This window comes from Caenibius tardaugens NBRC 16725, assembly GCF_003860345.1.
In the GTDB taxonomy this organism is placed as follows: domain Bacteria; phylum Pseudomonadota; class Alphaproteobacteria; order Sphingomonadales; family Sphingomonadaceae; genus Caenibius; species Caenibius tardaugens.
The window spans coordinates 1,933,875-1,959,442 of sequence record NZ_CP034179.1; the positions used below are offsets into that span (position 1 = coordinate 1,933,875).

Here is a 25,568-nt window from a genome sequence, read left to right on the forward strand (position 1 = left end):
CTCGATACCTTCCCTCTGAACGTCACTCGGCTAACGTCAGTTGTCAGCCTCACGCTTTCTGCTGTGATCGATGACGCCGAGTGCCATGATTGACGCTTTATGACGGTTTTGTCGTGGATGTGCCGGAAACACAGGTGCGCTCCCAATGTCGGCTATTGCTGCTTCGGCGCTCTGGAGCGGGCAGACAGCAAAGTCGGCGGCTGCCGATCAGAGCCAGTCGTTCGCCAGTCGGATTTTGAACGGCGGTTTCTGACACAACTTGCCATTCGCCGCTCGCGAAGCCGCGAGGCAGCAACGCGCCCCAAAGTCGCTCATTCGATTGGACTTACCAAAGCCTGAAAGCTGCCATGCGAGGGTGGCCAGTTGTCAGGCCTCGTAACGACTTTTCCTGACCGCCATCGTCAAACTGATCTAACGATGTAGCTTGAAGCTGGCCATTAATAGAGGCTGGTGGACACAACGAGACTCGACTTTGGTGAGCCGATATGTTGCCTTTTGAACCTGGAGGGGGCCATGCCACTAGAAAATCTGACGATTCGTCGCGCGAGCTTGCACGAAGTTCATCGCCGTGGTGACGATCGTAACATTGTGCCTCCGACGTATGCCACCGAACTTTTCGAGTTGAATGCCGCTGGTCTCGCGACTTTTCAGAAACGAGTCCAACAGGCTTTCCAGAGCGACGCCAAGTGCCTCCGCATGACGATTAACGCGCATGCCGCGGGCTCAGTCGCGGCGATCGGCGTTGACCTGATTGCCGCGAACGACGCGGATTTCGTGACCCAATCGCAGGCAATGGCGGATCTTCTTGCAGCTGCGCAGACTTCTCGCGGATACCCAGGCGGCCTGGTCGTAACGTTCGACGGAACTGTGGGGCACCCGGTGCGACGCTTCTTCGGCATCATGAAAGCCGAGATGCATGAGGCGTTTCTGAAAGGCGAGAATCTGCAGGCCAGTTTTGTGGACAGCGTCTTTCTCAGCCCGAAGACGAAGCTTTACAAGATCGGACTGTTCGTTGCTGCGGATGAGCCGCCTCGGGCGCTCCCCGGGGGCTGGAACGCGACCGTATACGACAGTCAGTTGACTGCGGCGGCCCGCGACGGCGCGGCACTTTATTTCCACGAGACGTTCCTCGGCCTAGCGTTTCCAGAAAACAGCGCCCAGCAAACTAAGCACTTCTACCAGAAGACGCGTGAGTTCATCGCCTCGGCGGCGCTGCCTGAGGAAGAGAAGGTTGATCTCTACAACGGTCTATATTCCTATTTGAAGCTCGACCGCGAGCCGACCGTTCAGGTGGCCACATTCGCCGAGCGCTTCATGTCGGAGGAAGTCGGGGACGACTATCAGCGACACATGCGCCGCGAGCGATTTCCTGAGGAGGCGATCCAGAAAGACATATCCGAAATCGCCGGTGGGATGCGCATCCGCAAGCTGCGGTTTGGTGGGCAGATTACCTTGTCGGGCCCGGCGCAGGCGATCAGCGATCAGGTGCAGGTCACACCGATCGATGGCCCGGAAGGGGAGCAGTGGACCCAGATCACCGTTCACAGTCGGCTGGAAAGCCAGCAGTGACAAAGGAAGACGCGTTCTTAGCCAGATGGCAGGAGGAACGTGCCGCGTATTTGGCCTGGGGACAGCACATTTCGTTGGTGATCACCGAGGCGTTGATCCCGGTTATCGCGCCGGTCAGCGTCGGCTACTTTCTCAAGGCGCCGCCGGCGCCGCGCCTTAAGGACGATCAGAAGCTTGTTGAGAAGGCCTTCTATCGAAACAAGCCATACGCCGATCCTTATAATGACATAACCGATAAGGTGGGCACCCGGTTCGTCGTGCTGTTGGGAACGCAGGTCAAGATTGTGACCGAGGTTCTGGAAGGGGTAGAGGGCTGGACATGGAGCCGGGATCGCGACTATGAAGAAGAACAGAGCAAGAACCCGGTGGCGTTCGAATATGCTGCCGTCCACTTTGTCGTCCGCCCTAACGCCGACACATTGGTGGGCGACATCTTGGTTCCCGCTGGCACGCCCTGTGAAGTGCAGGTCAAAACGATCTTGCAGCATGCCTACAGCGAGTTAACGCATGACACGATCTACAAGCCTCAGATCCAGGCAACACCGGTCATGCAGCGTAACGCGGCGAAGGCTATGGCGTTGCTGGAAGCTACCAATGACTACTTCGAGCGTGTGGCAACCGATGTTGCCGCCGCATTGAGTGCTGTGAGGGACATCACCAACGAACTCTCCACCGTCTACCGCGACGTGATTGGTCTGGAGCCCAGCCCAACCCTGCTAGAGGGCCTACTGCTCGAGGCGTATGAACCAACCGCTGAAGGCGACTATGCCGATCGCGCCCGGGCGATGCTTCGGGAACGGCCGTTCTTAATCGAAAGCATCAAGGCTAAGGTCGCTGAGCGGAATCCAATTTTTTCTCAGCCGGCGGTGCTGCTGGCTTACATGGACGTCGTCGATCTCGGGAAGCGTGCTCTCCGTCGATGGCCCCTGACACCTGCGGAGATGGAGCCGATACTGTCGGATTTAGGTCAGACCATCCATTGATCAACTGACGAACATCGCTTCGGCGATCGCCGCATCAATACACCGCGCGGCACCGGGACGTCGGTGCACGATTCACGGCGACGTTGTAGGTGGCCGAACGCGCGAATGTCGGCTCGTGTCGGAAGCCGACATTTGACAAAGCGGGCGGTAATGGCCGCTTTGTCCCAGACCAAGTCACTCAAGCACACCCATTTACCGATGAACGTAGGGCAAGTTTTGAAGGCTTCAGCTTGAGCCTCGAATGGCGGCTATGTCGGCGCGAGTGGCCAAACAACTGTTGGCTCGCCTCTTCTATTTGCGCTCGCGAACCATCAGCACATCGACGTTGACGGCGGCGAGAAGCGCTTCGGCATGGCTACCGATGGTCGCGTGCGCGAAGCCACTGCGGCCATGCGTGCCGAGCACCAGCAGATCGGCGTTGGTTCTGGAAAGCTCCTGGATGACGACCGAGCTGATTTCGCCTTCGACGACATAGGCATCCAGCCGGGATCGAACGGGCGCATCAATGCTGGCCAGGAAAGCGTCCAATTCGTCCTGCGCCTCCGCCCGAACATCCGCCTTGATGTCATCGGACTTGAGCCAGCCTTCATAGGGGACGTGAAAAGCATGGACCATCCTGATGGCGGCGTCGGGAAAGAGCGCGGCGGCCGCCAGCAGGGCGGCGCGCGAGCAGTCCGACAGATCCGTCGCGACCAGCAAATGACCGTAGGGCGCCACCGCGCGGCGACGCACGATCAGGACCGGCTGGTCGGCGTTGCGAATGATGTGATCGACGGCGGTGCCGAGGAAATAGTCGCCGATGCTGTTGTAGCGCGCCACGCCCGTGACGATCAGGTCGCTTGCCCGCTCGGCTGCGATCGCCCCCAGAACCTTGGGCGCCGATCCCTTACGCACGACAAGTTCGTCGTGGCGCGCGGCATCCGGCAGTTCCGCCCGAAGGCGATCGCTGATCTCGGCCTCGTCGCCCTTGATTGATTTCTCCAGCACATGCGCGATCGCCAGCGAACCTTGCCGCTGCTCGGCCAGTTGTATCGCGCGATCAAGCGGTCGATCCGATCGGGCGGTAAAATCGCTCGCCAGCAGAACTTCGAATTTCGCCATGACCCTTCCTTCCCGCTCAGCGTGGTTTCCGTTGCATATCGGACTCGATGGCCTCGACATCGCCGTCCCGTGCTATCTCGCCTGCTTGCGCGAGTTCTTCGCGGACGTGCCCGGCATCTAGCGGGGCAAAGCGCATCAGCGCGTATCCGATGAACGCCGCGAGCAGCGAGCCGCCCAGCGTACCGAGCTTGGCTTCCTCCACAAGCAGCGGATCGCTGAACGCCAGCCCGCCGATGAACAGGCTCATGGTGAAACCGATGCCGCAGATGACGGCCACGGCATAGATTTGCAGCCAGGTCGCGCCGCGCGGCTTGGCTGCAAAGCCTGATTTGACGGCGAGCCAGACGGCCGCGAAAATGCCGAGCTGCTTTCCGATAAACAGACCCGCCGCGATACCGATCGGCATCGGCGACAGGATTTCGTCGAGCGTGAGCCCGCCAAGCGCGACGCCGGCATTGGCAAAGCCGAACAGCGGCACGATGAAGAAGGCCACCGGCGCATTGAGCGCGTGTTCCAGCTTGTGGAGCGGGGAATGTGATGCATCCGGCGCGCCGGGTGTCCTGACAATCGGGATGGCAAAGGCGGCGAGCACGCCCGCGATGGTCGCATGAACGCCCGACAGCAGCACCGCGAACCACAGCAGGCCGAAGCCTAGCAGATAGATGGGCAGCGAGCGAACGCCGAAGCGGTTGAGCGCGAACATCCCGGCAAGAATCACGACCGCCGCCAGCAATGCGGGGATGACGAGACCTGACGTATAGAAGAGCGCGATGATCGCAACCGCGCCCATGTCGTCGACGATCGCTACGGTTACAAGGAACAGCTTGAGGGAGGTCGGCGCCCGGGGGCCCAGAAGCGCCAGCACCCCGATCGCGAACGCAATGTCCGTAGCGGCGGGGATAGCCCAGCCATTTATCAGGGTGGGATCACCGCCGGTAACGAGCAGATAGACCGCCGCTGGCGCCGCCATGCCTGCGATGGCCGCGAGTACCGGCAGCCGTCGCTGATCCCAGGTAGAGAGGCGCCCATCGACCAGCTCACGTTTGATTTCCAGCCCCACGAACAGGAAGAAGATCGCCATCAGGCCATCATTGATCCAGTGAAGGACCGAAAGCCCGCCTACATAGCAGTGCAGCGTGTCGAAATAGCTTCCCGCGAAGGGAGAATTGGCGATCAACATCGCGAGCAGCGCCGCGACCATCAGGACGATGCCGCCCGCCGACGCGCTTTCCATGAACCGGCGGACAGCCGAGACAAGCCCGCCGTTAGACGAAGAAGAATGTGACAATGCCATGGAGCGCGCACTCCCGGAAGAAGGTTTTAGCCATTCTCCGTATTCGAGCGCAAAGCCCGGGCGCACGCAGCACACGCCTACGTTCCTAAGTAGATAACTCTACCGGTAGTTGCAATAATATCCGTCAATCCAAGGGGGTCGCGATCATTTGAGTGCTGCCCTATGCCGTGATTTGTTGCTCTGTGTGAAAGCACGGTCGGTTTCGGGACTTCGATCTGCGTAGCTAAGCGCCAGCTATGTTGGCGAGAGCCGCGATCAGCTGGCGAAGGCTTTAGTGAGGAGCGACGACCGCTTGCGGACCGTGACCGTTTGACGAAGAATAAGTCGGCATAGCGCGCAAGAGGCAGAACGGGAATGACTGACGAACCAACGCCCAGGATCGAATATCATCGAGACGGCACAGTTTGTGCCAAGGGTCAGGTGTTGGACGACCAGCTTCACGGCTACTGGAGGTGGTATCGCAAGGATGGCACCTTGAAACGCACCGGCGAGTTTGATCGTGGTCAGCAGGTGGGCGAATGGACGACATATGATGCCACCGGTACTCCGTACAAGGTAACTCGAATGAAACCTGTTAGCTGAAGATGCACCCCGCAAAAGCGTCAGCGTAAGCGAGATGAACGACCGACCGCTTTCGTGTAACGGCAGGTTATGTCGCTATGTCCGCTCTGTCGGCGATTTCTGCCCGAAACGGTGTTCCTCGATTTGGTTGGAGCCGTGATGCAAGCATGCGATAAATCACATGCTTGCCGACCACCGGTTATCCGTTTGGTTACACCAATCAGATTTGACGTTCCAGAATCAGCCGTTCAGCTTGTCTTTCACTGCTTTCGCGGGGGTGAAGGTGAGCTTCCTCGACGCCTTGATGGTCATCGTTTCGCCGGTTGCGGGATTGCGGCCCTCGCGTTCCGGGCTGTCCTTCACCTTGAATTTGCCGAAGCCATTGAGCGAGATTTCCTCGCCCTTCGCCGCCGCGTCACCAATCGCGACAAAGACACCGTCAACCAGCTTCTTTGCGTCAGCCTTGGTGATGCCGTGATCAGCGGCCAGCTTATCGGCAAGTTCAGCGTTATTCATGAGCATTCTTCCTTCAATTTGAAACCTGGTCGACCGGCATAACCGCAACCGCAGGCCGCGTCACCGAATAGTCACACGTTCCGTGGCGACCAGAGTGATGATGGCCCCGCTTGCGCGGGCGTCAGATTTTCGGGGCGCCGCGCCAACACGGCGCGGAACTTGGGGCGCTGCCCCCGGCGCACTGCGAAGTCGTTTCCGCCCAGCTTCCTTCACGCTTCGCGCTTCGTGCAGCCGGTTCCCCGCGAAACGGCTTACTTCGTTTGCACCCCCGGTCTCGCCGACGGGCAGGGTTTCAGCGCGGCATCTCCGCTGCGCGGAAACCCAAGCCACAAGGAAGGTAAGACCCATGAGCATTCACCGCCTCGCCACCCGGTTCGGCCGCAACGCGCACCAGATCAGCGGACGCGAACCGCTCGACAATGAAGCGCTCTATCGCCACGTCCCATCCATCTTTGCCCGTGAAGCCCATGGCAGCCGGTCGGATCGCTATGTCTATGTTCCGACCATCGACATTGTGGAGGGATTGCGCCGCGAAGGATGGTTCCCGTTCTTCGCCGTTCAGTCATGCCCCCGCGACGGATCGCGCCACGGCCATGCCAAGCACATGTTGCGCCTGCGCCGGGATGAAGGGATGGGCAAGCCCGAGGCTGCCGAGGTCATTATCGTCAACAGTCATGACGGGACCAGCGCCTATCAGATGTTCGCCGGAATGCTGCGTTTCGTCTGCACCAACAGCATGATCGCGGGCGAGCGGTTCGAGGAGGTTCGCGTACCGCACAAGGGCAATATTCAGGACGATATCATCGAAGGTGTCTACACCGTGGCCGAGGACTTCCCGCGCCTGATCGATGCGAGCGAGACGATGAAGGACATCCAGCTTTCGACCGACGAACAGCGCTTGCTTGGCGAGGTCAGCCTTGTCGCCCGCTATGGCGAGGACGAAAGCCCATTGCGGCCAGACCAGATCATTCAGCCACGCCGCCGCGAAGATATCGGCAGCAGCCTGTGGACCACGTTCAACGTGATACAGGAGAACGTCATCAAGGGCGGGCTGCATGGCCGCAAACAAAATGCCGAAGGCCGCATGCGCCGCAGCCGTTCCCGCCCCATCAACGGCATCGATCAGAATGTGACGCTTAACCGAGCTCTCTGGACGCTGGCCGAAGGCATGCAGCGCCTGAAATCCTGACAGGCGTAAATCCGTAGAGCCGGATTTTCGGCTCTACGGTTTGCCATAACAATTGCGGGAAGCATCCATCCCAAAACGACGGCGGCCGCGCTCCCATAGGTCGCGCGGCCGCAGTATTTGTTTAACTGCGGGGATACGTGGATACGATTCCCTAGTATATTGGGTGGTCATGAGTTAGGCAGAGCGGCGACGTCCCCCGCATGAACTTGCGGGGAATCGTCGCCACTAATTTACGGCATTTGCGCCATGCGAAGGGCTTGTCGCAGGAGGAACTGGCGGACCGTGCAGGCATCAACCGCAACTATATCGGTATGCTGGAACGCGAAGAGAATGCAGCGACGGTCGATATGCTTGAGCGTATCGCCATCGTTCTCGAAACGGATCCGATCGAGTTCTTTCGCCGCCAAAGCTAAATCTTGCGATTTGGCGCTTCAGGGTCTTTCCGGCAACCCGGCCGGGCGCTGGGGCTCCGCAATGATCGGCGAATCTTGTTCCATTCCCGGTATAATCGGGCCACAGCTCTGGGCGAAGCGACAAGTCATTGCTCGCAGTGGTCCGGTTTGATGACCATTCCGCCTTTCGATGATCGACCGCCTGAGACGTTACGGGTCAACAGCTATGACGAACGCCATTTCGTTACCTATCTGCGGCTGCTGGATGCCGACGCCGAAGGCGCGGACTGGCAGGAAATCGTCACTGTAATCTTCGGTCTAGACGCTCGGACCGAGTCAAATCGCGCAAGGATCGTCTATGAATCCCACCTCGCACGCGCCAAATGGATGACCGAGGTGGGCTACCGCCACCTTCTCGAACCACGCCTGCAATAAGGCTCCTGTCTTCGTCGAGATAATCATGAGTTGCATGGCGCGAGAGGTTAGCCCGCCAAGCGGCGGATTTGCGCGGCTGCGCGGTACTTCTTCCCCGCCGCCGCCCAGGCAAGCTCGTAGGTCTTGACCCGAAGAAGCGGGAAACAGGGAGAGGTGCGATGCCAACTGCCAGCGATTGGCGGTCGCAAGCGATCGCCGAGCAAACCGCCCATCTCGATTACGCCGATTTCGCGCAGGAGTTTCTGCGCTTCAACGCGACCTATCGGCGCGAATATGACGACATGGCCTGCGCGCTGACGCCGGGTACGCCGGGGGATGCTGATCGCACGGCGTTCGCCCGCCGATGGGGGTTGGTGTTTCCCTTTCGACCCTTATGTCCCGGCTGCCCGGTCTCCGGCGCTCTGGCGGCCTGAGAACGCTCCCGGAACCGTCGCGCTCCATCCGGCGCCGGCGGGCTGTGCATCAGCAGCCGCGATCGACCCAAATGCCCTCGGCCCTGTCCTCGCCGATCAGGAAGATGCGAGTGGCCGCCACCTGGTGATTGACGATCCCGGCGGACGCCTGCGTCTCTGGTTCGCCGATCCGCGGCAATGTTCCGGCCTCGTCATCCTGGTTGCACCCGACGCTGACTATCCGCTGCGCCGCGCGGCGGCTGACCGGGCTGCGCGCCGCTTTCGGGGCGCACCGGCGGGCCCGCAGCCACGCGCGTTTCTACCGACCGATTTCCAGCGCCATCGCCTGACCATGCTGTTGCGTCTGCTGGAACTGCTCGCGAGCGGCCTCAGCACCCGCGAAATTGCAGACGAGGTTGTCTATCCTCGCCATGGTCTTCATGGGGCGGAATGGCGTTCGGCCAACGAGCGCCGCCAGGTCCAGCGGCTGCGAGACGAAGCCGTCCATCTCACCGAAACAGGCTATCTGGAGCTGTTGCGTGGTCGATAGTCGGGCTCCCGGTGCGACATTTATCGGTGCCCGTCTTTAGCCACTCTCCCGGTGCGACGAGCATACGCCAGCCTTGTCTCCGCCACTACGCGCTCGCCCCACACGGCCTGCGCTTCAACGGAGACCGACAATGCAGCCCAATCCCCCAGACGATGCGCCCCGCTTTCTGAGAACCCCCGACGCCGCGAAGCGCCTGGGTCTCTCGCCGCGCACGCTGGAGAAACATCGCTGCTTCGGCACCGGCCCCGTCTATCACAAGCTTGGTGGCCGTATCGTCTATACGGTTGCCGATATCGACGACTGGGCCGCGGCCGGGATGCGGCGTTCCACTTCCGATCCGGGACCGGGTATCGCCACGACGCGGCGACAGGCTGCAATGGGGCGCGGTCGGTAATCATGCCGGGTATCCGCCACCCATCCCGGCAGCTCGATCTGTTCCGACCGATCTCAGGGGATATTGCCCCGCGTGACGCCCAGGACCTGATGAGCTGGCCTTTCTTCTCGCTCGCCAAGAGCAAGCGGGTCGCACCGATATTGTTCCGCATGGGCGACGTATCGATCCATGTCGAAGCGACGCCCGAACATGGCATGGCGACCATCTGGGATGCCGATATCCTGATCTGGGCCGCAAGCCAGATTGTCGAAGCCCATGATGCAGGTCTGCCGACCTCGCGCCTCATTGCGGCAACCCCTTATGACATCCTGACCTTCACCCGGCGGGGCACTGGCAAGGCTAGCTATGAGCGGCTGCGCGCCGGTCTGGACCGGCTCCAGTCAACGACGATCGCCACGAGTATCCGCCAGTCCACTCAGCGCCGACGCCATCGCTTCTCCTGGATCAATGAATGGCGCGAGCGCCTCGACGGGAAAGGTCGCGCGCTCGGCATCGAGATGATCGTGCCCGACTGGTTCTATGCCGGGTTGCTGGATCACGCGCTCGTACTCACCATCGACCGCGCCTATTTCTCGCTCACGGGCGGACTGGAACGCTGGCTCTATCGCCTCGTCCGCAAGCATGGCGGGCGCCAGGAACATGGGTGGAGTTTCGACGTCGCCCATCTCCATCTGAAGTCTGGCGTCCTCTCGCCGCTCAAGCGCTTCAGCTTCGAACTGCGCGATATCGTTCGCCGCCAACCGCTTCCCGGATACCGGCTGACCCTCAGTTTCGAACTCGGCCGCCAGCGGCTGAACTTCGCGCCGATCCCCATCCATCCGCTCGACGCCGCCATGCGGCGAATGGGCTATCCGCCTGTGGATAAGTTGCCATGAGACACGGACTATCAGGAACCGCAACTATCGGACGATCGGGAACCCGATCCTCGGACTATCGGGAACCGAAACAGGGTATAAGATTATGGAATCATTGCGCAATTCCGCCCCTTAACATTGCTAACTCTGAATCCTTCGGATTCATGCTAACGCGCAGCTTGCCTGTGGACGAAACGCGATGATCGTCGCGTTGCTCAATCAGAAGGGCGGCGTCGGCAAGACGACCCTCGCGCTCCATCTGGCGGGCCAGTGGGCGATCACCGGCAAGCGTGTCCTGCTGATCGATGCCGATCCGCAGGGTTCAGCCCTGGACTGGGCGCAAGAGCGTGCATCGCAAGGCCTACCCCGGCTGTTCAGCGTGGTGGGTCTTGCACGCGACACGCTGCACCACGAGGTGCCCGAGCTGGCGCGCAGTGTCGACCATGTGGTGATCGACGGACCGCCGCGCGTGGCGGGGCTGTTGCGCTCCGCTTTGCTTGCCGCGGATCTCGTCCTCATCCCCGTGCAGCCTTCGCCGCTTGATGGCTGGGCATCGGCCGAGATGCTGGCGCTGCTCGACCAGGCACGCATCTTCAAGCCCGACATCAGGGCGCATTTCGTCCTCAACCGCTATCCCGCCCGCACGCTGATCGGACGCGCCACCGTGGACAGCCTTGCTGACCACAACCCGACCTTGTTGGCGGAACATATCGGCCAGCGGGTCATCTTCGCGGATGCGCTGCGGACCGGGCGCCTTGCCGCCGAACTGTCCCCCGACAGCATCGCCGCACACGAGATTGCCGCATTAGCGCAGCAGGTCGGGAATCTCCCATCATGAGCGGGCTGGGAAAATCGTCCCGACGCTTTGCAGCGCGCCCGCGCAACGTCGATGCTTGGATTTCCGCAGGCGATGGGAAGCCACCGGCGCCGCGGTCGCGAAGCGTCAACACCGCGCGGCTCACCATCGACGTGACACCCGAACTGCGGAAGCGGATCAAGCTGGCGGCGCTTCAGCGCGGGCTGACACTGGCCGATCTGTTGCGCGCGATGCTGGCCGAGGCTTTCCCCGACGAAGATCAGGGGAGCGCGCCATGATCGCCGTTCGCGATGATCGCACCCGCGTCGATCTGCTGTGGATCGAAAAGAAGATCGAGCGCTGGATATGCTTCGGGCGACCGGTCGAGGATCAGATACTCGACCGTCGTCGCCGCCGCCTCGGCTTCGCGCCCGACAGCCTGTTCGCCTTCGTGCGCTGGGCGTCCAACGACTTCGGAACGGTCGTTTCCCGCATCGACATCCTGCGCGCCGTCCTGCCGGGCGAGCCCTATCAGACCGTGCCCGGCGTCGATCCTGGCGGTGACATTCTGCTGCGGGTTTCCGGCTGGCCCAAGGTGCAGCGGGTGTTCGAAGCGATCGACGCGGTGGACGCACTCGGCATCGACCCCGCCGACACGGCGCCGGACCATTGGCGCCACGTCCATAATCGCCTCGACGCGCGCGAGACGCCGCGTCCCTACACCCTGGAGCGCCACCGCGCCTGGCTCGCCCGCAAAGGCTCCCTGCAATGACCTGTCATAGAAAAACGCTCGCGCTCGCTGTCGTCGCGGTGAGTCTCATCGGCATCTCGATGTGGATCGACCCGCCGCCGCGCTTGATCTGGAACGCCAGCTCCAGCGTCCCGATCGGCTTCTACCGCGTGCGTGTCGGCGAGCCGGTATCGCGCGGCGATCTTGCCGTCGTGGCGCCGCCGCCGGCCATCGCCCGGTTCCTCGACAAGGGTGGGTATCTGCCGCTCGGCCTGCCGCTCCTCAAGCGTGTCGCGGCGCTCCCCGGACAGAAGGTCTGCCGGATCGGCGACACGATCATCATCGACGGCGATGCGACCGCACTGGCGCAGAGAACCGACCGCCTCGGCCGTTTGCTGCCCGTCTGGTCCGGCTGCCGAACGCTCACAGCGGATCAGCTTTTTTTCCTCAACGCCGACCGCGAGGACAGCCTCGACGGCCGCTATTTCGGGCCGCTTCCCGCCGCGACCGTGATCGGACGGGCGACGCCGATGAGCGCGCAGCCTGCCGCGATTTCATTTTCACCCCGCCAAGCAAAGGAGACTGGCAATGCAACCCAATATCTTCAAACGCACCGATGACGGCTATACGGGCCGCATCCGATTGTTCGGCATCGACGAGGTTGTCAGCCTCGTTCCCGCCGAACCGAGTGATGCAGACAAGGCGCCGGATTTCCGCGTCCTGCTCGACGACGAACATGGCCCGAGAGTCGGCGCCGCATGGAAGGATGTCGGCGAACGCGCGGGCGACTATGTCTCGCTGGAGCTCGAGAGCCCGCTGTTTGCCGGCCAGAACCTGCGCGCTCATCTCTTCCGCACCGATGACGATGGGACCGCGTTCCGGCTGTCGATCAGCCGCCCGCGTGCCCGCGAAGAACGGGGCTGATCCGATGCGCCCGCGCCGCTGTTCTGCGTGTCGACGGGCGCTGTCGCTGGTGTTGTTCGCCTGTCTTGCGAGCGCACCGGCGACGGCTTTCGCCCGTCCCAAGGACGAGCCGTCCGCCAGATCATCGCCTGTCTCGCCGATCGCCGCCCATGTCGCCGAGGCGTCTCGCCGCTTCGCGATCCCGGAACGCTGGATATGGGCGGTCATGCGCGTCGAAAGCGCGGGCGATGTGACCGCGATCTCGCACGCTGGCGCCATGGGCCTGATGCAGATCATGCCCGGCACCTGGACGGAACTTCGTGCGCGTTACCGTCTCGGTCGCAACCCCTATGATCCCCGCGACAACGTCATTGCAGGCACCGCCTATCTGCGCGAATTGCATGATCGCTACGGCAATCCGACCGCAATGCTGGCCGCGTACAATGCCGGGCCTGGCCGCTATGATGAACATCTGGCAACTGGCCGGCCCCTGCCTAGAGAGACGCGCGCCTATCTTGCCATGCTCACGCCGATGGTCGGCAGTGCGCCCGGTCGCATTGCCTCCGGCTCGCCCGCCGATGCGCTCGCCTGGACTCATGCGCCGCTCTTTTCGCGTCCTGTGAACGTCGCCTCTGGCGCAGTCCCCGATCCGTCAGCCGCGCCGCAGGACCATGCCGGAGATGCGCCTGAAGCAGACGCCTTGGAAGTCGGAGACGGTCTGTTCGTTCCTCTTTCCGGTCAACAGCCGTCATGAGGCGCGCGCTCGCAGGCAGGCGTAATCAGGCGCGCAATGGCGGTCCCTATAGTGGAAGGTGCTGGGCAAGCAGAGAAAAGGAGGAGGCACGGCAAGATAAAAGGACCGCCAGCAGGCCGGGTCCAGATGGTTGGTTGGATGGGGTTTTTGCGTATGGCTCATTGAGAAGCCTGCCAGCTTCCTTTTCTGAAACTGCCGATTTTGCCGCAGTTCTGCGTCTGGCAGGCGATTCCGCCATTGGCTTCAGCACCCGATGAGCGACCGCGACGACGAGTTCGAAGTCAGACCGGGACGGTCACGCGACGGCGGGACAAAAGGCCGGCAAGCCAAGTCCTTCGTCGGTCAGGTCATGCGCGCGGCGAACAAAGGAGGTCGCGGCGGGCACAGTGGGCGGACCTATACTCCTCACCGGAAAGGGGGCAGCGTTTCCCGCTTCGGGCGCGGCAGGGTGACTGCCCCCCGTCGCGCGCGCCGGGCGACCGATCGGCGCGTCGTCGTCAAGATGCGGATTGTACGGCATCAGGGCTCCAGGTTCCGGGCGGCGCCACTGGCGCGGCACGCCAACTATCTCGAACGCGAAGGTGTGACCCGTGACGGCACGCCGGGCCGATCGTTCGACGCGGCTGGCGATCAGGCCAACGGGAACGCCTTTGCCGATCGCTGCGAGGATGATCGCCATCATTTTCGCATGATCATCTCGCCAGAGGATGCGCGGGAGATGGACGACCTGCGGGCCTTTACCCGCGAGTTGATGGCGGACGCGCAGCGCGACCTTGGCACATCGCTCGATTGGGTGGCGGTCGATCACTGGAATACCGATGACCCTCATATCCATGTGCTGGTTCGGGGTCGCGGTGACGACGGCCGCGACCTCGTCATAAGCCGGGACTATATCAGCGAGGGCTTCCGCCATCGGGCCGAAGATCGCGTGACCCTCGAACTGGGGCCACGGACCCAGCGCGAGATCCATGCGGCGCTCGGCCGCGAGGTGCAGGCCGATCGCTGGACCAGCCTCGATCGCAGCTTGCGGGATATCGCCGATCTCCACGGAGGCATTGTCGATCTGCGCCCGGACTCCAATGGACGCGGACCTGAGAACCGGCATCTTCTGGTGGGCCGCGCGCAGAAGCTGGAGGCCATGGGTCTGGTCGAACCGCTGGGGCCTGCGGCCTGGACTATGAAATCTGGTCTGGAGGAGAAGCTCCGCGATCTCGCTATTCGTGGTGACATCATCAAGACGATGCACAAGGCGATGGCGCGGGACACGGCGAACCCGGACGTGTCGCGCTTTGCGATCCATCATGGCCCGCCGGTCGATCCGGTGGTTGGGCGTCTGGTCGATCGCGGGCTTTACGACGAACTCAAGGGCAGCGCCTATGCTGTCGTCGATGGCGTTGATGGTCGCACCCATCATCTTCGGTTTGAAGATATCGATATGACCGGCGACGCGAAGCCTGGCGCGATCGTCGAACTGCGCTCCTGGGAAGATGCGAGGGGGCAGCAACGCCATTCGCTCGCGACCCGATCCGATCTGTCGCTTGGAGAACAGATCACCTCCGATGGGGCGACCTGGCTCGATCGCAATCTAATCGCCCCGGAACGGCCCATATTGAGTGGCGGATTTGGCGCGGACGTCGCCGCAGCCATGGAGGCGCGCATCGATCATCTGGTCAATGAGGGACTGGCGGAACGGCGCGGCGCCCGCGTCATATTTGCCCGGGCGCTTATCCAGACGCTCAAGGAGCGCGAAATGCTCCACGTCAAGACGGACCTTGTTGACCGAACCGGCCTTGCGCCTCTGCCATCGAGGCCGGGTGATCATGTCGCGGGTATCTATCGCCAGCGCGTAACGCTGGCCTCGGGTAGGTTTGCCATGATCGACGATGGGCTGGGCTTCCAGCTCGTCCCCTGGCGGCCGGCGCTCGAACAGCATCTCGGTCGCCATGTCTCCGGTACGATGACGCCGGGCGGAGGCGTGGACTGGTCCTTCGGGCGACAGCGGGGATTGGGTTTGTAATGGCAAGCGTGCCCACGGCGAGCCGCGCTGACGCCAGCATTGAATTAGGCATCATTCGATGATAAATTCGTGCCTCACGTTGAAGGACTATGAACATGCGCACGACCATCGTGTTGGATGATGATTTGCTCGCCAAGGCTCAGGCCTTCACCGGGCTCAAGGAAAAGTCGCAGCTTGTGCGCGAAGCCTTCAAAGCGCTCATCGAACGCGAAAGCGCGCGGCGGCTTGCGTTGCTCGGCGGGAGCGAGTCTGATCTTGAGCTTCCGACGCGTCGCCGCTCGGTTGCGGAATGATCCTGGTCGACAGCACGATTTGGGTCGACCACTTGCGGCGGACTGATCCAGCGCTCGTAGAGCGGCTGAATGCAGGTGTTGTATTCATCCACCCGTTCATCATCGGCGAGATCGCGCTAGGCAGTCTGCGCCAGCGGGATGTGGTGCTATCCAGCTTGCGCGGGCTGCCAGGAGCAACGCAAGCGACCGACGATGAGGTGCAGACCTTCATTGAGCAGCAGCCCCTGTACAGCCTCGGCATCGGTTACATCGACGCGCACCTCCTTACGTCCGTACGGCTCACCCCAGGAATGCGGCTGTGGACACGAGACCGGAGACTGAATGAAATCGCGACACGTCTCGGCGTGGCAGAAGTCGCCGAACATTGAAGTCGGGGGAACCGGAGTTCGAATTGGAACGGCCAATCCAGCTTTGCGAAATCGGCCGAGACCTAGAGCGCATATTTCGCGACGTAGCGACGGGCGCAAGTTACGTCGTCATCTCCAACGGGTCAGTTCGAGCGCGGATTGTTCCCTGGACGCCGCCCCCGGACACCGTTCGTCATCTTCTGGCATTCGTTAAAACCCTGCCAAACCGACATTGCGGCCGGCATGAGCGCGGAAACCTCTACGACTGACCTCGTACTAATGGCGTGTGCAGATAAGCGAATACGCCATCGTTTCTATTTGCGCGACCACCTTTCTATTCCTACGCAAAACTACGCCAAGGCATTGTAATAACATAGTTTCAATCCCGACCTTCTGGCTTTTGGCCGGAAAGGAAAGGATGTGTCGGCGACCAAGATTCTCTGGGGTCAGATACTCGCTGTCTTCACGATCATATTGCTGTCGGTCTGGTCCGCGACGCAGTGGACCGCCGCGGCCCTTGCTCATCAGCCCCAGCTCGGATCGCCCTGGTTCACCATAGGCGACTGGCCTGTCTATCCGCCGCCGGCCTTCTTCTGGTGGTGGTTCTCTTTCGACGCCTATGCGCCAGACATCTTCCTGCGCGGCGCCTATATCGCCGTATCGGGCGGGTTCCTCTCGATCGCAGTCGCCATCGGCATGTCGGTCTGGCGCGCGCGCGAACTCAAGGACGCTGAGACATACGGATCCGCACGCTGGGCGACCGAAAGCGAAGCCCGCGCCGCCGGGCTGCTCGGCGACGATGGTGTGATCCTCGGCAAACTGGGAACCGACTATCTGCGCCATGATGGGCCGGAGCATATTCTCTGCTTCGCGCCGACGCGATCGGGCAAGGGGGTTGGCCTTGTGGTCCCAAGTCTCCTGACCTGGCCGGGTAGCTGCATCGTTCACGATATCAAGGGCGAGAACTGGGGGCTGACCGCAGGCTTCCGCAGCCGGTTCGGCAAAGTGCTGCTGTTCGATCCGACCAATGCGGCGAGCGCTGCCTATAATCCGCTGCTCGAAGTGCGCCGGGGTGAATGGGAAGTCCGCGACGTTCAGAATATCGCTGACATATTGGTCGATCCCGAAGGCTCATTGGAGAAGCGCAACCACTGGGAAAAGACCAGCCACGCGCTTCTCGTTGGCGCCATTCTCCATGTTCTCTACGCCGAGACCGACAAGACGCTGGCTGGGGTCGCCAATTTCTTGAGCGATCCGGGCCGACCGATCGAGACCACGCTGCGCGCGATGATGCTGACCCCGCATCTCGGCGAAGCTGGCGTCCACCCCGTCGTCGCCTCGGCCGCGCGTGAGCTACTCAACAAGAGCGACAATGAACGCTCCGGCGTTCTCTCGACGGCCATGTCCTTCCTGGGGCTTTACCGCGATCCGGTGGTCGCGGCCGTCACCCGGCAATGCGACTGGCGCATCGCCGATCTGATGAACGGGCCGCATCCGGTATCGCTCTACCTTGTCGTTCCGCCTTCCGACATCAACCGCACCAAGCCACTGGTGCGTCTCATCCTCAATCAGATTGGCCGCCGGTTGACCGAGCAACTGGTCTCGACCGCCAAACGCCAGCGCCTATTGCTGATGCTGGACGAGTTTCCCGCCCTGGGGCGGCTGGATTTTTTCGAAAGTGCTCTCGCGTTCATGGCGGGGTACGGAATGAAATCCTTCCTTATCGCCCAGAGCCTCAACCAGATTGAAAAGGCCTATGGCGTTAATCACTCGATTCTCGACAACTGCCATGTGCGCGTTTCCTTCGCGACCAATGACGAGCGAACCGCAAAGCGCGTGAGCGACGCGCTCGGCACCGCGACCGAGATGCGAGCGATGAAAAACTATGCCGGGCATCGCTTGTCGCCCTGGCTCGGCCATTTGATGGTCTCACGATCGGAGACCGCCCGCCAGCTCCTCACGCCGGGCGAGATCATGCAGCTTCCGCCAGACGATGAGATCGTGATGGTCGCCGGCACGCCACCGGTGCGGGCGAAGAAGGCGCGCTACTTCACCGACCCGCGCCTGACCCGGCGCCTGTTGCCTGCACCCAAACCCAATCGGTCCCGAAAGCCGCCGCGTCCCGACGACTGGACCGGGATCGTGCCGCCGCCACCACCCGATGTCACACCACCCGGCCAGTCCGGGGCGATGGCGCAGCCTGCTGAACCTGCGGACAGCGACGACGCTAACGCCAATATCCGCCGCGAGCCCGGTCTGCCGGACCATGAAGAGATTGCCCGCGTGCCGCCAGCGCCCGTGCAGGAATTCGACTTCGATGAACCGGATGCCAGTGCTGACGATGCCGCCACCCAGCGCCGGATGCACCGGATCGCCCGCATTGCGAGCCTCGATCCCGATGACGGCATCCAACTCTGACCGGGAGATTTTCCTCATGCGCGTCAAACGAACCTATCGGCTGCCGCCGGAACTGGCTGATCAGATCGAGGACTATGCCGGTCGAAAACGTGTGCCGCAGACGCAGATACTCGAAGCAGCGCTCTTGTCCTTCCTCTCGCCGGATGGTCCCGAGCGGCTCGAAGCGACATTAGCCCGGCGACTGGACCGGCTGTCGCGCCAGCTTGATCGCGTTGAACAGAATATCACCATCTCCAATGAGGCGATCGCGCTGTTCGTTCGCTTCTGGCTAACAACGACGCCGGCCTTACCCGACACTGCGCTGGCCGCTGCGAAAGCAAGTGGCAATGAACGCTACAAGGGTTTTATCGAAGCCCTCGGCCGCCGCGTTGACACGGGATCGAGTCTGGCGCGGGAAATTTCTCACGACGTTGATTCTCAGCTAGGGCGTGCCGCATCAGGGTTCGAGGACTGATCGCGGCCTACGCTCATCTTTCTATTGCTTCGACGCTCTACGCTGAACGCAAATTGTTGTTGCGATAGCGTTTTTTCTGTCTCTTCTAACTGTCCCCATGGCCGCACGCGGTTTGCGTGCAGGCGCAATCAGGGGACGATTACTTGGCCACCAGTCTCAAATCGGAGAGCCTCTCTCGCGGTGCACGGATGCTGCGCACAGCGCTGGGAGCTGGAATTGCGGGCTGGCTGGCGGACCCGAAAACCGTCGAGGTGATGCTGAACCCCGATGGCCGGCTCTGGATCGACCGGCTAGGCGAAGGCCTGTCCGACACCGGCGAACAGCTTGCACCGGCAGACGGCGAACGGATCATCCGGCTGGTCGCGCATCATGTAGGCGCCGAGGTTCATGCGGGAAGTCCGCGGGTCTCGGCGGAACTGCCGGAAAGCGGGGAACGGTTCGAAGGCTTGCTGCCACCTGTCGTCGCGGGGCCGGCCTTTGCGATCCGCAAGCCCGCCGTCGCCGTCTTCACGCTCGATGATTATGTCGCCGATGGGATCTTGACGCGGTTGCAGGCGTCAGCACTCCGCATCGCAGTCGCGGACAAGGCGAATATCCTCGTCGCGGGCGGCACTGGGACCGGCAAGACCACACTCACCAATGCGTTGCTCGCCGAGATCGCCAAGACCGGCGACCGCGTCGTGCTGATCGAGGATACGCGCGAACTCCAGTGCAGCGCGCCCAATCTGGTTGCGATGCGGACCAAGGATGGCGTCGCCAGCCTGTCGGATCTTGTCCGCTCCTCGCTGCGCCTGCGCCCCGATCGCATCCCCATCGGCGAGGTGCGCGGTGCCGAGGCGCTGGATCTTCTGAAGGCCTGGGGCACCGGGCATCCCGGCGGCGTCGGCACAATCCACGCTGGCACCGCGATCGGCGCACTGCGGCGTATGGAGCAGCTCATCCAGGAAGCGGTAGTGACCGTGCCGCGCGCGCTGATCGCCGAGACCATCAATTACGTCGCGGTCCTCGTGCGCGATGGCCATGGCCGCCGCCTGTCCGAACTCGCCCGCGTCGATGGGCTCAATGCCACCGGCGAATATGCGCTGCGCCAGCTTCCGGGGCCGCTCGAACCTATGCGCACCGCGGCAGAATTCCCGATCCATCAACCAGGAGAACTCGCATGACCAACGCAATTTCCCGTATTCGCAGCACAGCGAACACCGCCATCATTGGCATCGCTGTCGCGCTCGCCATGTCTAGCGCCGCCAAGGCATCAGGCTCTTCCATGCCCTGGGAAGCACCGCTCCAGTCGATCCTTCAGTCGATCGAAGGGCCGGTCGCCAAGATCGTCGCGGTGATCATCATCATCGTCACCGGCCTGACGCTCGCCTTCGGTGACACCAATGGCGGCTTCCGGCGGCTCATCCAGATCGTCTTCGGTCTTAGCATCGCATTCGCCGCCAGTTCCTTCTTTCTCTCTTTCTTCAGCTTCGGCGGCGGGGCCGTCATCTGATGCAGGGCGGCGGTGATGAGGTGGCGGGCTTCTACGCCCCCGTCCACCGGGCGCTCACCGAACCCATTCTCCTGGGCGGCGCTCCGCGCACGCTCGCCATCGCCAATGGCACGCTGGCGGCCGCGATCGGTCTCGGTCTCCAGCTCTGGATCGCCGGCGGCGTGTTCTGGCTGGTCGGTCATCTCGCCGCCGTCTGGGCGGCCCGCCGCGACGCGCAGTTCGCCGACGTCGCTCGCCGCCACCTTCGATACTCCGTCTTTTTGCGCGTGTGACGAGGAGCCCACATTATGATGAACCTCGCCGAATATCGCAATCGCGCCGCGTGGCTCAGCGACTTCCTGCCGTGGGCGGCGCTGATCGCCGAGGGCGTTATCCTCAATAAGGACGGCTCTTTCCAGCGTACCGCACGCTTTCGCGGTCCCGACCTTGATTCCGCGACGCCTTCCGAACTGGTCGGCGTCACCCACCGGCTGAATAATGCGCTCCGCCGCTTGGGATCGGGATGGTCGATCTTCGTCGAAGCCCAGCGCATCCCGTCCGATGATTATCCGGCTTCCGAGTTTCCCGATGCGGTCTCGGCGCTGGTCGATGAGGAACGCCGCGCCCAGTTTGTCGATGCAGGCGCGCATTTTGAGAGCCGCTTTTATCTGACCCTGTTCTGGATGCCGCCCGCCGAAGACGCGGCCCGCGCCGAAAGCTGGCTCTATGAAGGCAAGGCCAGAGACGGGGTCGATCCCTGGGAAATGGTCAAGAGCTTCACCGATCGCTGCGCCCAACTTCTCAATCTTATCGAAGGTTTTGTCCCGGAATCCGCCTGGCTCGATGACGGCGAGACGCTGACGTATCTCCATTCAACGATCTCGACGCGGCGCCAGCGGGTCCGCGTGCCGGAAACGCCGATGTATCTCGACGCGCTGCTCGCCGATGAACCGCTGACCGGCGGCCTCGAACCCCGGCTCGGCCAGCATCATCTGCGCGTACTGACCGTGATCGGCTTTCCGACGATGACCTGGCCGGGCATTCTTGATGAGCTGAACCGGCTCGCCTTTCCCTATCGATGGTCGACGCGCGCAATCATGCTCGACAAGAGCGATGCGACCAAATTGCTCTCGAAGATACGGCGGCAATGGTTCGCGAAGCGCAAGTCGATCGCCGCCATCATCAAGGAGGTGATGACCAACGAGGCGTCCGTCCTGATGGACAGTGATGCGTCGAACAAGGCCGCCGATGCAGACGCCGCGCTCCAGGAACTGGGCGCCGATGATGTCGGTCAGGCCTATGTGACCGCGACCGTCACCGTCTGGGATGAAGATCCCGGCATCGCCGCCGAGAAATTGCGACTGGTCGAGAAGATCATCCAGAGCCGTGACTTCACCTGCATCCCCGAAGGCATGAACGCGATCGAGGCTTGGCTCGGATCGCTCCCCGGCCATGTCTATGCCAATGTCCGGCAGCCGCCGCTTTCGACGATGAACCTTGCCCACATGATCCCGCTCTCGGCGATCTGGGCAGGACAAGCGCGTGATGAGCATTTCAAGGCGCCGCCGCTGCTCTTCGCCAAGACCGAGGGCAGCACGCCGTTCCGCCTGTCGCTTCATGTCGGCGATGTCGGCCATACGCTGATCGTCGGTCCCACCGGCGCGGGTAAATCGGTGCTGCTCGCCACTATGGCGCTCCAGTTCCGCCGCTATCCCGGCAATCAGATCTTCGCCTTCGATTTTGGCGGCAGCATCCGAGCCGCCGCGCTCGCCATGGGTGGGGACTGGCATGATCTTGGCGGCAGCCTGTTCGCCAGCGAGGCCGGGAGGGAAGATGATAGCGGCGTGCTGTTGCAGCCGCTGGCGCGGATCGACGATGCCGCAGAGCGCGCATGGGCGGCTGAATGGCTGGCGGGCATCTTCGAGGCCGAAGGCGCCACGATCGATCCGCAGGCGAAGGACCATATCTGGTCGGCATTGACCTCGCTCGCCAGCGCCCCGCCCGGCGAGCGCACGCTCACCGGCCTTGCCGTGCTGCTCCAGTCGCAGGAGCTGAAGCAGGCGCTCGCGCCCTGGTGCGTCGGCGGCGCATGGGGTCGGCTGCTCGATGCCGAACAGGAAAGGATCGGTAGCGCATCGGTGCAGGCGTTCGAAACTGAGGGGCTGATGGACAGCGGCGCGGCGCCCGCAGTGCTGGCCTATCTCTTCCACCGCATCGCTGATCGGCTCGACGGAAGCCCCACGCTGATCATCATCGACGAGGGCTGGTTGGCTCTCAATTCTCCGGCCTTCGCCCGGCAGCTTTCGACCTGGTTGGTCACGCTCCGCAAGAAAAATGCCAGCGTCATCTTCGCCACCCAATCGCTCGCCCAGATCGAGGGCAGCAGCGTCGCACCCGCGATCATCGAAAGCTGCAAGACCCGCATCCTGCTCCCGAACGAGCGCGCACTCGAACCGCAGATCGCCCGCATCTATCGGGCGTTCGGTCTCAATGACCGGCAGATCGAGATCCTTGCGCGCTCGACGTCCAAGCGCGACTATTATTGCCAGTCCCCGCGCGGCAACCGGCTGTTTGAGCTGGGCCTTGGCGATGTGGCGCTCGCCTTCGCCGCTGCCTCTTCCAAGACCGACCAGATCGCCATCGGCGACCTCATCGACGCCCATGGGGCGGACGGCTTCGCGGCCGCCTGGCTGCGCCATCGCGGCCTGCAATGGGCCGCCGACCTTTTGCCGGCCTTCACAGAGGAGAGAGTGCCATGATCCATCGCAACCTGCGTCGCAGCCTCATCGCCGGCATCGCCGTGCTGGGGCTGACGGCCGTTTCCGCGCCCGCCAGCGCCCAGTTCGGCTTTGGCGGGATCGTCTATGATCCCACCAACTACGCGCAGAATGTGCTGACCGCCGCGCGCACGCTTAAGCAGATCAACAACCAGATCCAGCAGATTCAGCAGCAGGCGACATCGCTTATCAACGAGGCCCGCAATCTCGCCTCGCTGCCGTTCAGTAGCCTCAACGAACTTCAGGCGCAGATCCAGCAGACCCGGCAGTTGCTGAGCGAAGCCCAGCGTATCGCCTATGATGTGAAGACCATCGAGGACGCCTTCACCCAGCGCTACCGCGACGTCGATATGAGCGCGTCCGACGCCACGCTGATCGCCAATGCTCGTGAGCGCTGGAAAGACAGTGTCGGCAGTTTCGAGGATGCGCTGCGGGTTCAGGCTGGCGTCGTCGGCAATATCGAAGGTTCGCAGACCGCGATGGCGAATATCGTTGGCGCCAGCCAGTCGGCGACTGGCGCGCTTCAGGCCGCCCAGGCCGGCAATCAGCTTCTCGCCCTGCAATCGCGCCAGATTGCGGATCTGACAGCGCTGATCGCCGCGCAGGGACGTGCCCAGGCGCTCGAATCCGCCCGCAACGCCGCGACCGAGGAACAGGGCCGCGAGCATTTCCGCCGCTTCATGAAACGCAGCGGCCAGTGACGCTGGGCTGACGGAAGGGAACGGACGATGAGCCGCAGCGCCAAAATAGCAGGGGTCGCGCTCGCCGGGGGCATATTGATGGCGACCGCGATCGCCATCGCGGTCGATGAGCGCAAGCCGATGGCGCCGCCGCCATCGCCCGCGGAGCTGACGCTGTACGATCCGCTGCGCGACGAACTCGCCCGCTGCCGCACGCTCACCATGCCGGACTCCGGCTGCGATGCTGCCTGGGAGGAGCATCGCAGCCGGTTCCTGGGCCGTGAGGATTTCCGGGGTCGTGAGGACAGGCGGCCATGAACGATACGGGCGTCATCAATACCTTCCTCGACACCTTCAACAGCTACATCGACAGCGGATTCGGGCTGCTCGGCGGCGAGGTGGCGTTTCTTTCGACCACGCTCATCGTCATCGACATCACGCTCGCCGGGCTGTTCTGGGCCTGGGGCGCCGATGAAGATGTGATGCACAGACTGGTGAAGAAGGTCATGTATGTCGGCTTCTTCGCCTTCGTGATCGGCAATTTCTCCGCGCTCGCCGGGATCGTGTTCGAGAGCTTTGCCGGGCTCGGCCTCAAAGCCAGCGGGTCGGCGATCAGCCTTGCCGATTTCATGAAACCGGGCAGCGTCGCAGACGCCGGGTTCAACGCTGGCGAGCCGCTGCTGGATTCCGCGGGCGAACTGACCGGGCCGGTCGGCCTGTTCACCAACTTCGTCCAGATCGCGACCCTGCTCATCGCCTGGGTGATCATCCTGATCGCCTTCTTCATCATGAGCGTCCAGCTCTTCGTGACGCTGATCGAGTTCAAGCTGACCACGCTCGCAGGCTTCGTCCTGTTGCCCTTCGCGCTGTTCAACAAGACCGCCTTCCTGGCCGAAAAGGTTTTGGGCAATGTCGTCGCCTCCGGCATCAAGGTGCTGGTGCTGGCCGTCATCGTCGGGATCGGCACCGGCCTGTTCGCGCAGTTCGAAAGCGCGTTTGGTGAAATGCCGACGGCCGAACAAGCGATGTCGGTCGCGCTCGCCGCTTTGGCGCTGCTCGGCCTGTCCATCTTCGGTCCGGGCATCGCGACCGGGCTTGTCTCCGGCGCCCCGCAACTCGGTGCGGGCGCAGCCGTCGGCACGGCGCTCGCCGCAGGCGGCATGGCCGTGGGCGGCGCAATGGGTGCCCGCATGGCGGCAGGCGGTGCGGCCTCGGCCATCGGCGGCGGTATGAAAGCAGGCGCCGCGGCTGCGCGCGGCGGTTCCTTCGCCGCAGGCGCCGCCGCCAGCAGCTACAGCATGAGGTCGCTCGGCAAGAGCGGCGCCAGCGCGGTCGCCGGCGGACTTGCAGCCGTTGGCCAATCCGCCGCCAGCGGTGCGGCCAGGGCGGCAACAGCCCCGCTCAAAAAGGCCGCCGCCAAGGCCGGCGACAGCGTGAAATCGAGCTTCCGGTCCGGTGCGCGCGCCGGTTTCGGAGCGAGCGGCGGAACCATATCCGGCGGTTCGGGCGCATCTGGCGGCGCTCCATCGGCATCGTCGTCCGCGCCGACAGCCGGGGGCTCTCCACCCGCATGGGCGCAGGCGATGAAGCGGCAGCAGGCGCTGCAACGTGGCGTCACCTCAGTCACACACGCGGTCCGGTCCGGCGATCGCGGCGGCGGCGGAATGTCGCCCGACATCAAGCAAAAGGATTAAACGC

31 protein-coding genes are annotated in these 25,568 nt (G+C 62.8%); 28 read left to right on the plus strand and 3 right to left on the minus strand.

The annotated features are described in order from the left end of the window. The first annotated feature begins 513 nt into the window (after positions 1-513). On the plus strand, positions 514-1,569 hold the full coding sequence (locus EGO55_RS08915; protein WP_021689770.1) for a nucleoid-associated protein: 1,056 nt from the start codon (positions 514-516) through the stop codon (positions 1,567-1,569). Then, positions 1,566-2,552 (plus strand): GTP pyrophosphokinase, encoded by a 987-nt coding sequence (locus EGO55_RS08920; protein WP_040715254.1) that lies wholly within the window; start codon positions 1,566-1,568, stop codon positions 2,550-2,552. Before EGO55_RS08915 ends, EGO55_RS08920 begins: the two co-directional genes overlap by 4 nt. A gap of 291 nt (positions 2,553-2,843) precedes the next feature. On the opposite strand, the gene EGO55_RS08925 is transcribed toward EGO55_RS08920, so the two are convergent. Continuing rightward, complete coding sequence (locus EGO55_RS08925) at positions 2,844-3,653, minus strand: universal stress protein (RefSeq protein ID WP_021689768.1); 810 nt, start codon at positions 3,651-3,653, stop codon at positions 2,844-2,846. Positions 3,654-3,669: 16 nt separating this feature from the next. Next, positions 3,670-4,947 carry a Na+/H+ antiporter NhaA gene (nhaA, locus tag EGO55_RS08930; RefSeq protein ID WP_052023652.1) on the minus strand — a complete coding sequence of 426 codons (1,278 nt, stop codon included), beginning with the start codon at positions 4,945-4,947 and terminating at the stop codon, positions 3,670-3,672. A 354-nt stretch (positions 4,948-5,301) separates the two neighbouring features. On the opposite strand from nhaA, the gene EGO55_RS08935 reads away from it, so the two are divergent. Further along, complete coding sequence (locus EGO55_RS08935) at positions 5,302-5,529, plus strand: toxin-antitoxin system YwqK family antitoxin (RefSeq protein WP_021689766.1); 228 nt, start codon at positions 5,302-5,304, stop codon at positions 5,527-5,529. A 219-nt stretch (positions 5,530-5,748) separates the two neighbouring features. Here EGO55_RS08935 and EGO55_RS08940 read toward each other — a convergent pair whose 3' ends face one another. Beyond that, positions 5,749-6,024 carry an HU family DNA-binding protein gene (locus EGO55_RS08940; RefSeq protein ID WP_021689765.1) on the minus strand — a complete coding sequence of 92 codons (276 nt, stop codon included), beginning with the start codon at positions 6,022-6,024 and terminating at the stop codon, positions 5,749-5,751. Between the two features lie 346 nt (positions 6,025-6,370). On the opposite strand from EGO55_RS08940, the gene EGO55_RS08945 reads away from it, so the two are divergent. From EGO55_RS08945 to trbL, 25 genes are all read left to right on the plus strand, one after another. Continuing rightward, positions 6,371-7,213 carry a DUF932 domain-containing protein gene (locus EGO55_RS08945; protein WP_021689764.1) on the plus strand — a complete coding sequence of 281 codons (843 nt, stop codon included), beginning with the start codon at positions 6,371-6,373 and terminating at the stop codon, positions 7,211-7,213. Positions 7,214-7,413: 200 nt separating this feature from the next. Then, complete coding sequence (locus tag EGO55_RS08950) at positions 7,414-7,626, plus strand: helix-turn-helix domain-containing protein (RefSeq protein WP_021689763.1); 213 nt, start codon at positions 7,414-7,416, stop codon at positions 7,624-7,626. A 150-nt stretch (positions 7,627-7,776) separates the two neighbouring features. Next, positions 7,777-8,040, plus strand: a complete 264-nt coding sequence (locus tag EGO55_RS08955) for a DNA -binding domain-containing protein (RefSeq protein ID WP_021689762.1) — start codon at positions 7,777-7,779, stop codon at positions 8,038-8,040. A gap of 158 nt (positions 8,041-8,198) precedes the next feature. Continuing rightward, positions 8,199-8,453 (plus strand): transcriptional regulator domain-containing protein, encoded by a 255-nt coding sequence (locus EGO55_RS08960; protein ID WP_021689761.1) that lies wholly within the window; start codon positions 8,199-8,201, stop codon positions 8,451-8,453. Continuing rightward, positions 8,356-8,982 (plus strand): DUF7012 domain-containing protein, encoded by a 627-nt coding sequence (locus EGO55_RS21735; RefSeq protein WP_021689760.1) that lies wholly within the window; start codon positions 8,356-8,358, stop codon positions 8,980-8,982. The genes EGO55_RS08960 and EGO55_RS21735 overlap by 98 nt, the downstream gene beginning before the upstream one ends. 130 nt (positions 8,983-9,112) lie before the next feature. Further along, entirely contained in the window at positions 9,113-9,376 is a 264-nt protein-coding gene (locus tag EGO55_RS08970) for a helix-turn-helix transcriptional regulator (RefSeq protein ID WP_021689759.1), read from the plus strand. 2 nt (positions 9,377-9,378) lie between these two features. After that, complete coding sequence (locus EGO55_RS08975) at positions 9,379-10,251, plus strand: replication initiator protein A (RefSeq protein WP_021689758.1); 873 nt, start codon at positions 9,379-9,381, stop codon at positions 10,249-10,251. A 178-nt stretch (positions 10,252-10,429) separates the two neighbouring features. Continuing rightward, a complete protein-coding gene (gene parA, locus EGO55_RS08980; RefSeq protein WP_021689757.1) occupies positions 10,430-11,068 on the plus strand; it encodes a ParA family partition ATPase in 639 nt (212 codons plus the stop codon). After that, on the plus strand, positions 11,065-11,325 hold the full coding sequence (locus EGO55_RS08985) for a ribbon-helix-helix protein (RefSeq protein WP_021689756.1): 261 nt from the start codon (positions 11,065-11,067) through the stop codon (positions 11,323-11,325). The genes parA and EGO55_RS08985 overlap by 4 nt, the downstream gene beginning before the upstream one ends. Continuing rightward, positions 11,322-11,798, plus strand: a complete 477-nt coding sequence (locus tag EGO55_RS08990; RefSeq protein ID WP_021689755.1) for a DUF2840 domain-containing protein — start codon at positions 11,322-11,324, stop codon at positions 11,796-11,798. Before EGO55_RS08985 ends, EGO55_RS08990 begins: the two co-directional genes overlap by 4 nt. Next, the gene (locus EGO55_RS08995; RefSeq protein ID WP_021689754.1) at positions 11,795-12,376 is read left to right on the plus strand and encodes a S26 family signal peptidase; all 582 of its coding nucleotides are present in this window, start codon (positions 11,795-11,797) and stop codon (positions 12,374-12,376) included. The genes EGO55_RS08990 and EGO55_RS08995 overlap by 4 nt, the downstream gene beginning before the upstream one ends. Further along, the gene (locus EGO55_RS09000) at positions 12,345-12,680 is read left to right on the plus strand and encodes a DUF736 domain-containing protein (RefSeq protein WP_021689753.1); all 336 of its coding nucleotides are present in this window, start codon (positions 12,345-12,347) and stop codon (positions 12,678-12,680) included. The genes EGO55_RS08995 and EGO55_RS09000 overlap by 32 nt, the downstream gene beginning before the upstream one ends. Continuing rightward, the gene (locus EGO55_RS09005; RefSeq protein ID WP_429860914.1) at positions 12,658-13,413 is read left to right on the plus strand and encodes a lytic transglycosylase domain-containing protein; all 756 of its coding nucleotides are present in this window, start codon (positions 12,658-12,660) and stop codon (positions 13,411-13,413) included. The genes EGO55_RS09000 and EGO55_RS09005 overlap by 23 nt, the downstream gene beginning before the upstream one ends. Before the next feature lie 253 nt (positions 13,414-13,666). After that, positions 13,667-15,430: a relaxase/mobilization nuclease domain-containing protein gene (locus tag EGO55_RS09010; protein ID WP_021689751.1), complete on the plus strand. Its 1,764-nt coding sequence runs from the start codon at positions 13,667-13,669 to the stop codon at positions 15,428-15,430. A gap of 95 nt (positions 15,431-15,525) precedes the next feature. Continuing rightward, positions 15,526-15,723 (plus strand): type II toxin-antitoxin system VapB family antitoxin, encoded by a 198-nt coding sequence (locus tag EGO55_RS09015; protein ID WP_021689750.1) that lies wholly within the window; start codon positions 15,526-15,528, stop codon positions 15,721-15,723. Then, positions 15,720-16,091: a type II toxin-antitoxin system VapC family toxin gene (locus tag EGO55_RS09020; protein WP_021689749.1), complete on the plus strand. Its 372-nt coding sequence runs from the start codon at positions 15,720-15,722 to the stop codon at positions 16,089-16,091. The genes EGO55_RS09015 and EGO55_RS09020 overlap by 4 nt, the downstream gene beginning before the upstream one ends. Before the next feature lie 399 nt (positions 16,092-16,490). Then, positions 16,491-18,488 (plus strand): conjugal transfer protein TraG, encoded by a 1,998-nt coding sequence (locus EGO55_RS09025; protein ID WP_021689748.1) that lies wholly within the window; start codon positions 16,491-16,493, stop codon positions 18,486-18,488. Further along, positions 18,469-18,942, plus strand: a complete 474-nt coding sequence (locus EGO55_RS09030) for a CopG family transcriptional regulator (protein ID WP_346723823.1) — start codon at positions 18,469-18,471, stop codon at positions 18,940-18,942. Before EGO55_RS09025 ends, EGO55_RS09030 begins: the two co-directional genes overlap by 20 nt. A gap of 188 nt (positions 18,943-19,130) precedes the next feature. Further along, positions 19,131-20,105, plus strand: coding sequence for a P-type conjugative transfer ATPase TrbB (gene trbB, locus EGO55_RS09035; RefSeq protein ID WP_052023650.1), 975 nt, complete (start codon positions 19,131-19,133; stop codon positions 20,103-20,105). Beyond that, the gene (locus tag EGO55_RS09040; protein WP_021689745.1) at positions 20,102-20,434 is read left to right on the plus strand and encodes a TrbC/VirB2 family type IV secretion system protein; all 333 of its coding nucleotides are present in this window, start codon (positions 20,102-20,104) and stop codon (positions 20,432-20,434) included. The genes trbB and EGO55_RS09040 overlap by 4 nt, the downstream gene beginning before the upstream one ends. Continuing rightward, complete coding sequence (locus EGO55_RS09045) at positions 20,434-20,706, plus strand: VirB3 family type IV secretion system protein (protein WP_021689744.1); 273 nt, start codon at positions 20,434-20,436, stop codon at positions 20,704-20,706. The genes EGO55_RS09040 and EGO55_RS09045 overlap by 1 nt, the downstream gene beginning before the upstream one ends. 15 nt (positions 20,707-20,721) lie before the next feature. After that, positions 20,722-23,172, plus strand: a complete 2,451-nt coding sequence (gene trbE / locus EGO55_RS09050; protein WP_021689743.1) for a conjugal transfer protein TrbE — start codon at positions 20,722-20,724, stop codon at positions 23,170-23,172. Further along, positions 23,169-23,891, plus strand: coding sequence for a P-type conjugative transfer protein TrbJ (gene trbJ, locus EGO55_RS09055; RefSeq protein WP_021689742.1), 723 nt, complete (start codon positions 23,169-23,171; stop codon positions 23,889-23,891). The genes trbE and trbJ overlap by 4 nt, the downstream gene beginning before the upstream one ends. Positions 23,892-23,918: 27 nt before the next feature. Next, complete coding sequence (gene trbK-alt, locus EGO55_RS09060; RefSeq protein ID WP_021689741.1) at positions 23,919-24,188, plus strand: putative entry exclusion protein TrbK-alt; 270 nt, start codon at positions 23,919-23,921, stop codon at positions 24,186-24,188. Beyond that, on the plus strand, positions 24,185-25,564 hold the full coding sequence (gene trbL / locus EGO55_RS09065) for a P-type conjugative transfer protein TrbL (protein ID WP_021689740.1): 1,380 nt from the start codon (positions 24,185-24,187) through the stop codon (positions 25,562-25,564). Before trbK-alt ends, trbL begins: the two co-directional genes overlap by 4 nt. Positions 25,565-25,568 lie beyond the last annotated feature (4 nt).

What these genes read in the sequence shown, in the direction of transcription:
- EGO55_RS09000 (WP_021689753.1), top strand. Translation starts at nt 12,345, where the DNA reads ATGCAACCCAATATCTTCAAACGCACCGATGACGGCTATACGGGCCGC.
- trbE (WP_021689743.1), top strand. Translation starts at nt 20,722, where the DNA reads ATGATGAACCTCGCCGAATATCGCAATCGCGCCGCGTGGCTCAGCGAC.
- EGO55_RS09045 (WP_021689744.1), top strand. Translation starts at nt 20,434, where the DNA reads ATGCAGGGCGGCGGTGATGAGGTGGCGGGCTTCTACGCCCCCGTCCAC.
- trbL (WP_021689740.1), top strand. Translation starts at nt 24,185, where the DNA reads ATGAACGATACGGGCGTCATCAATACCTTCCTCGACACCTTCAACAGC.
- EGO55_RS09020 (WP_021689749.1), top strand. Translation starts at nt 15,720, where the DNA reads ATGATCCTGGTCGACAGCACGATTTGGGTCGACCACTTGCGGCGGACT.
- EGO55_RS08935 (WP_021689766.1), top strand. Translation starts at nt 5,302, where the DNA reads ATGACTGACGAACCAACGCCCAGGATCGAATATCATCGAGACGGCACA.
- EGO55_RS09015 (WP_021689750.1), top strand. Translation starts at nt 15,526, where the DNA reads ATGCGCACGACCATCGTGTTGGATGATGATTTGCTCGCCAAGGCTCAG.
- EGO55_RS08995 (WP_021689754.1), top strand. Translation starts at nt 11,795, where the DNA reads ATGACCTGTCATAGAAAAACGCTCGCGCTCGCTGTCGTCGCGGTGAGT.
- EGO55_RS08985 (WP_021689756.1), top strand. Translation starts at nt 11,065, where the DNA reads ATGAGCGGGCTGGGAAAATCGTCCCGACGCTTTGCAGCGCGCCCGCGC.
- EGO55_RS08955 (WP_021689762.1), top strand. Translation starts at nt 7,777, where the DNA reads ATGACCATTCCGCCTTTCGATGATCGACCGCCTGAGACGTTACGGGTC.
- EGO55_RS08960 (WP_021689761.1), top strand. Translation starts at nt 8,199, where the DNA reads ATGCCAACTGCCAGCGATTGGCGGTCGCAAGCGATCGCCGAGCAAACC.
- trbJ (WP_021689742.1), top strand. Translation starts at nt 23,169, where the DNA reads ATGATCCATCGCAACCTGCGTCGCAGCCTCATCGCCGGCATCGCCGTG.
- EGO55_RS08990 (WP_021689755.1), top strand. Translation starts at nt 11,322, where the DNA reads ATGATCGCCGTTCGCGATGATCGCACCCGCGTCGATCTGCTGTGGATC.
- EGO55_RS08915 (WP_021689770.1), top strand. Translation starts at nt 514, where the DNA reads ATGCCACTAGAAAATCTGACGATTCGTCGCGCGAGCTTGCACGAAGTT.
- EGO55_RS08940 (WP_021689765.1), bottom strand. Translation starts at nt 6,024, where the DNA reads ATGAATAACGCTGAACTTGCCGATAAGCTGGCCGCTGATCACGGCATC.
- EGO55_RS08950 (WP_021689763.1), top strand. Translation starts at nt 7,414, where the DNA reads ATGAACTTGCGGGGAATCGTCGCCACTAATTTACGGCATTTGCGCCAT.
- EGO55_RS08945 (WP_021689764.1), top strand. Translation starts at nt 6,371, where the DNA reads ATGAGCATTCACCGCCTCGCCACCCGGTTCGGCCGCAACGCGCACCAG.
- EGO55_RS09010 (WP_021689751.1), top strand. Translation starts at nt 13,667, where the DNA reads ATGAGCGACCGCGACGACGAGTTCGAAGTCAGACCGGGACGGTCACGC.
- parA (WP_021689757.1), top strand. Translation starts at nt 10,430, where the DNA reads ATGATCGTCGCGTTGCTCAATCAGAAGGGCGGCGTCGGCAAGACGACC.
- EGO55_RS21735 (WP_021689760.1), top strand. Translation starts at nt 8,356, where the DNA reads ATGCTGATCGCACGGCGTTCGCCCGCCGATGGGGGTTGGTGTTTCCCT.
- EGO55_RS08975 (WP_021689758.1), top strand. Translation starts at nt 9,379, where the DNA reads ATGCCGGGTATCCGCCACCCATCCCGGCAGCTCGATCTGTTCCGACCG.
- EGO55_RS08925 (WP_021689768.1), bottom strand. Translation starts at nt 3,653, where the DNA reads ATGGCGAAATTCGAAGTTCTGCTGGCGAGCGATTTTACCGCCCGATCG.
- trbB (WP_052023650.1), top strand. Translation starts at nt 19,131, where the DNA reads ATGCTGCGCACAGCGCTGGGAGCTGGAATTGCGGGCTGGCTGGCGGAC.
- EGO55_RS08970 (WP_021689759.1), top strand. Translation starts at nt 9,113, where the DNA reads ATGCAGCCCAATCCCCCAGACGATGCGCCCCGCTTTCTGAGAACCCCC.
- nhaA (WP_052023652.1), bottom strand. Translation starts at nt 4,947, where the DNA reads ATGGCATTGTCACATTCTTCTTCGTCTAACGGCGGGCTTGTCTCGGCT.
- EGO55_RS09040 (WP_021689745.1), top strand. Translation starts at nt 20,102, where the DNA reads ATGACCAACGCAATTTCCCGTATTCGCAGCACAGCGAACACCGCCATC.
- trbK-alt (WP_021689741.1), top strand. Translation starts at nt 23,919, where the DNA reads ATGAGCCGCAGCGCCAAAATAGCAGGGGTCGCGCTCGCCGGGGGCATA.
- EGO55_RS09030 (WP_346723823.1), top strand. Translation starts at nt 18,469, where the DNA reads ATGACGGCATCCAACTCTGACCGGGAGATTTTCCTCATGCGCGTCAAA.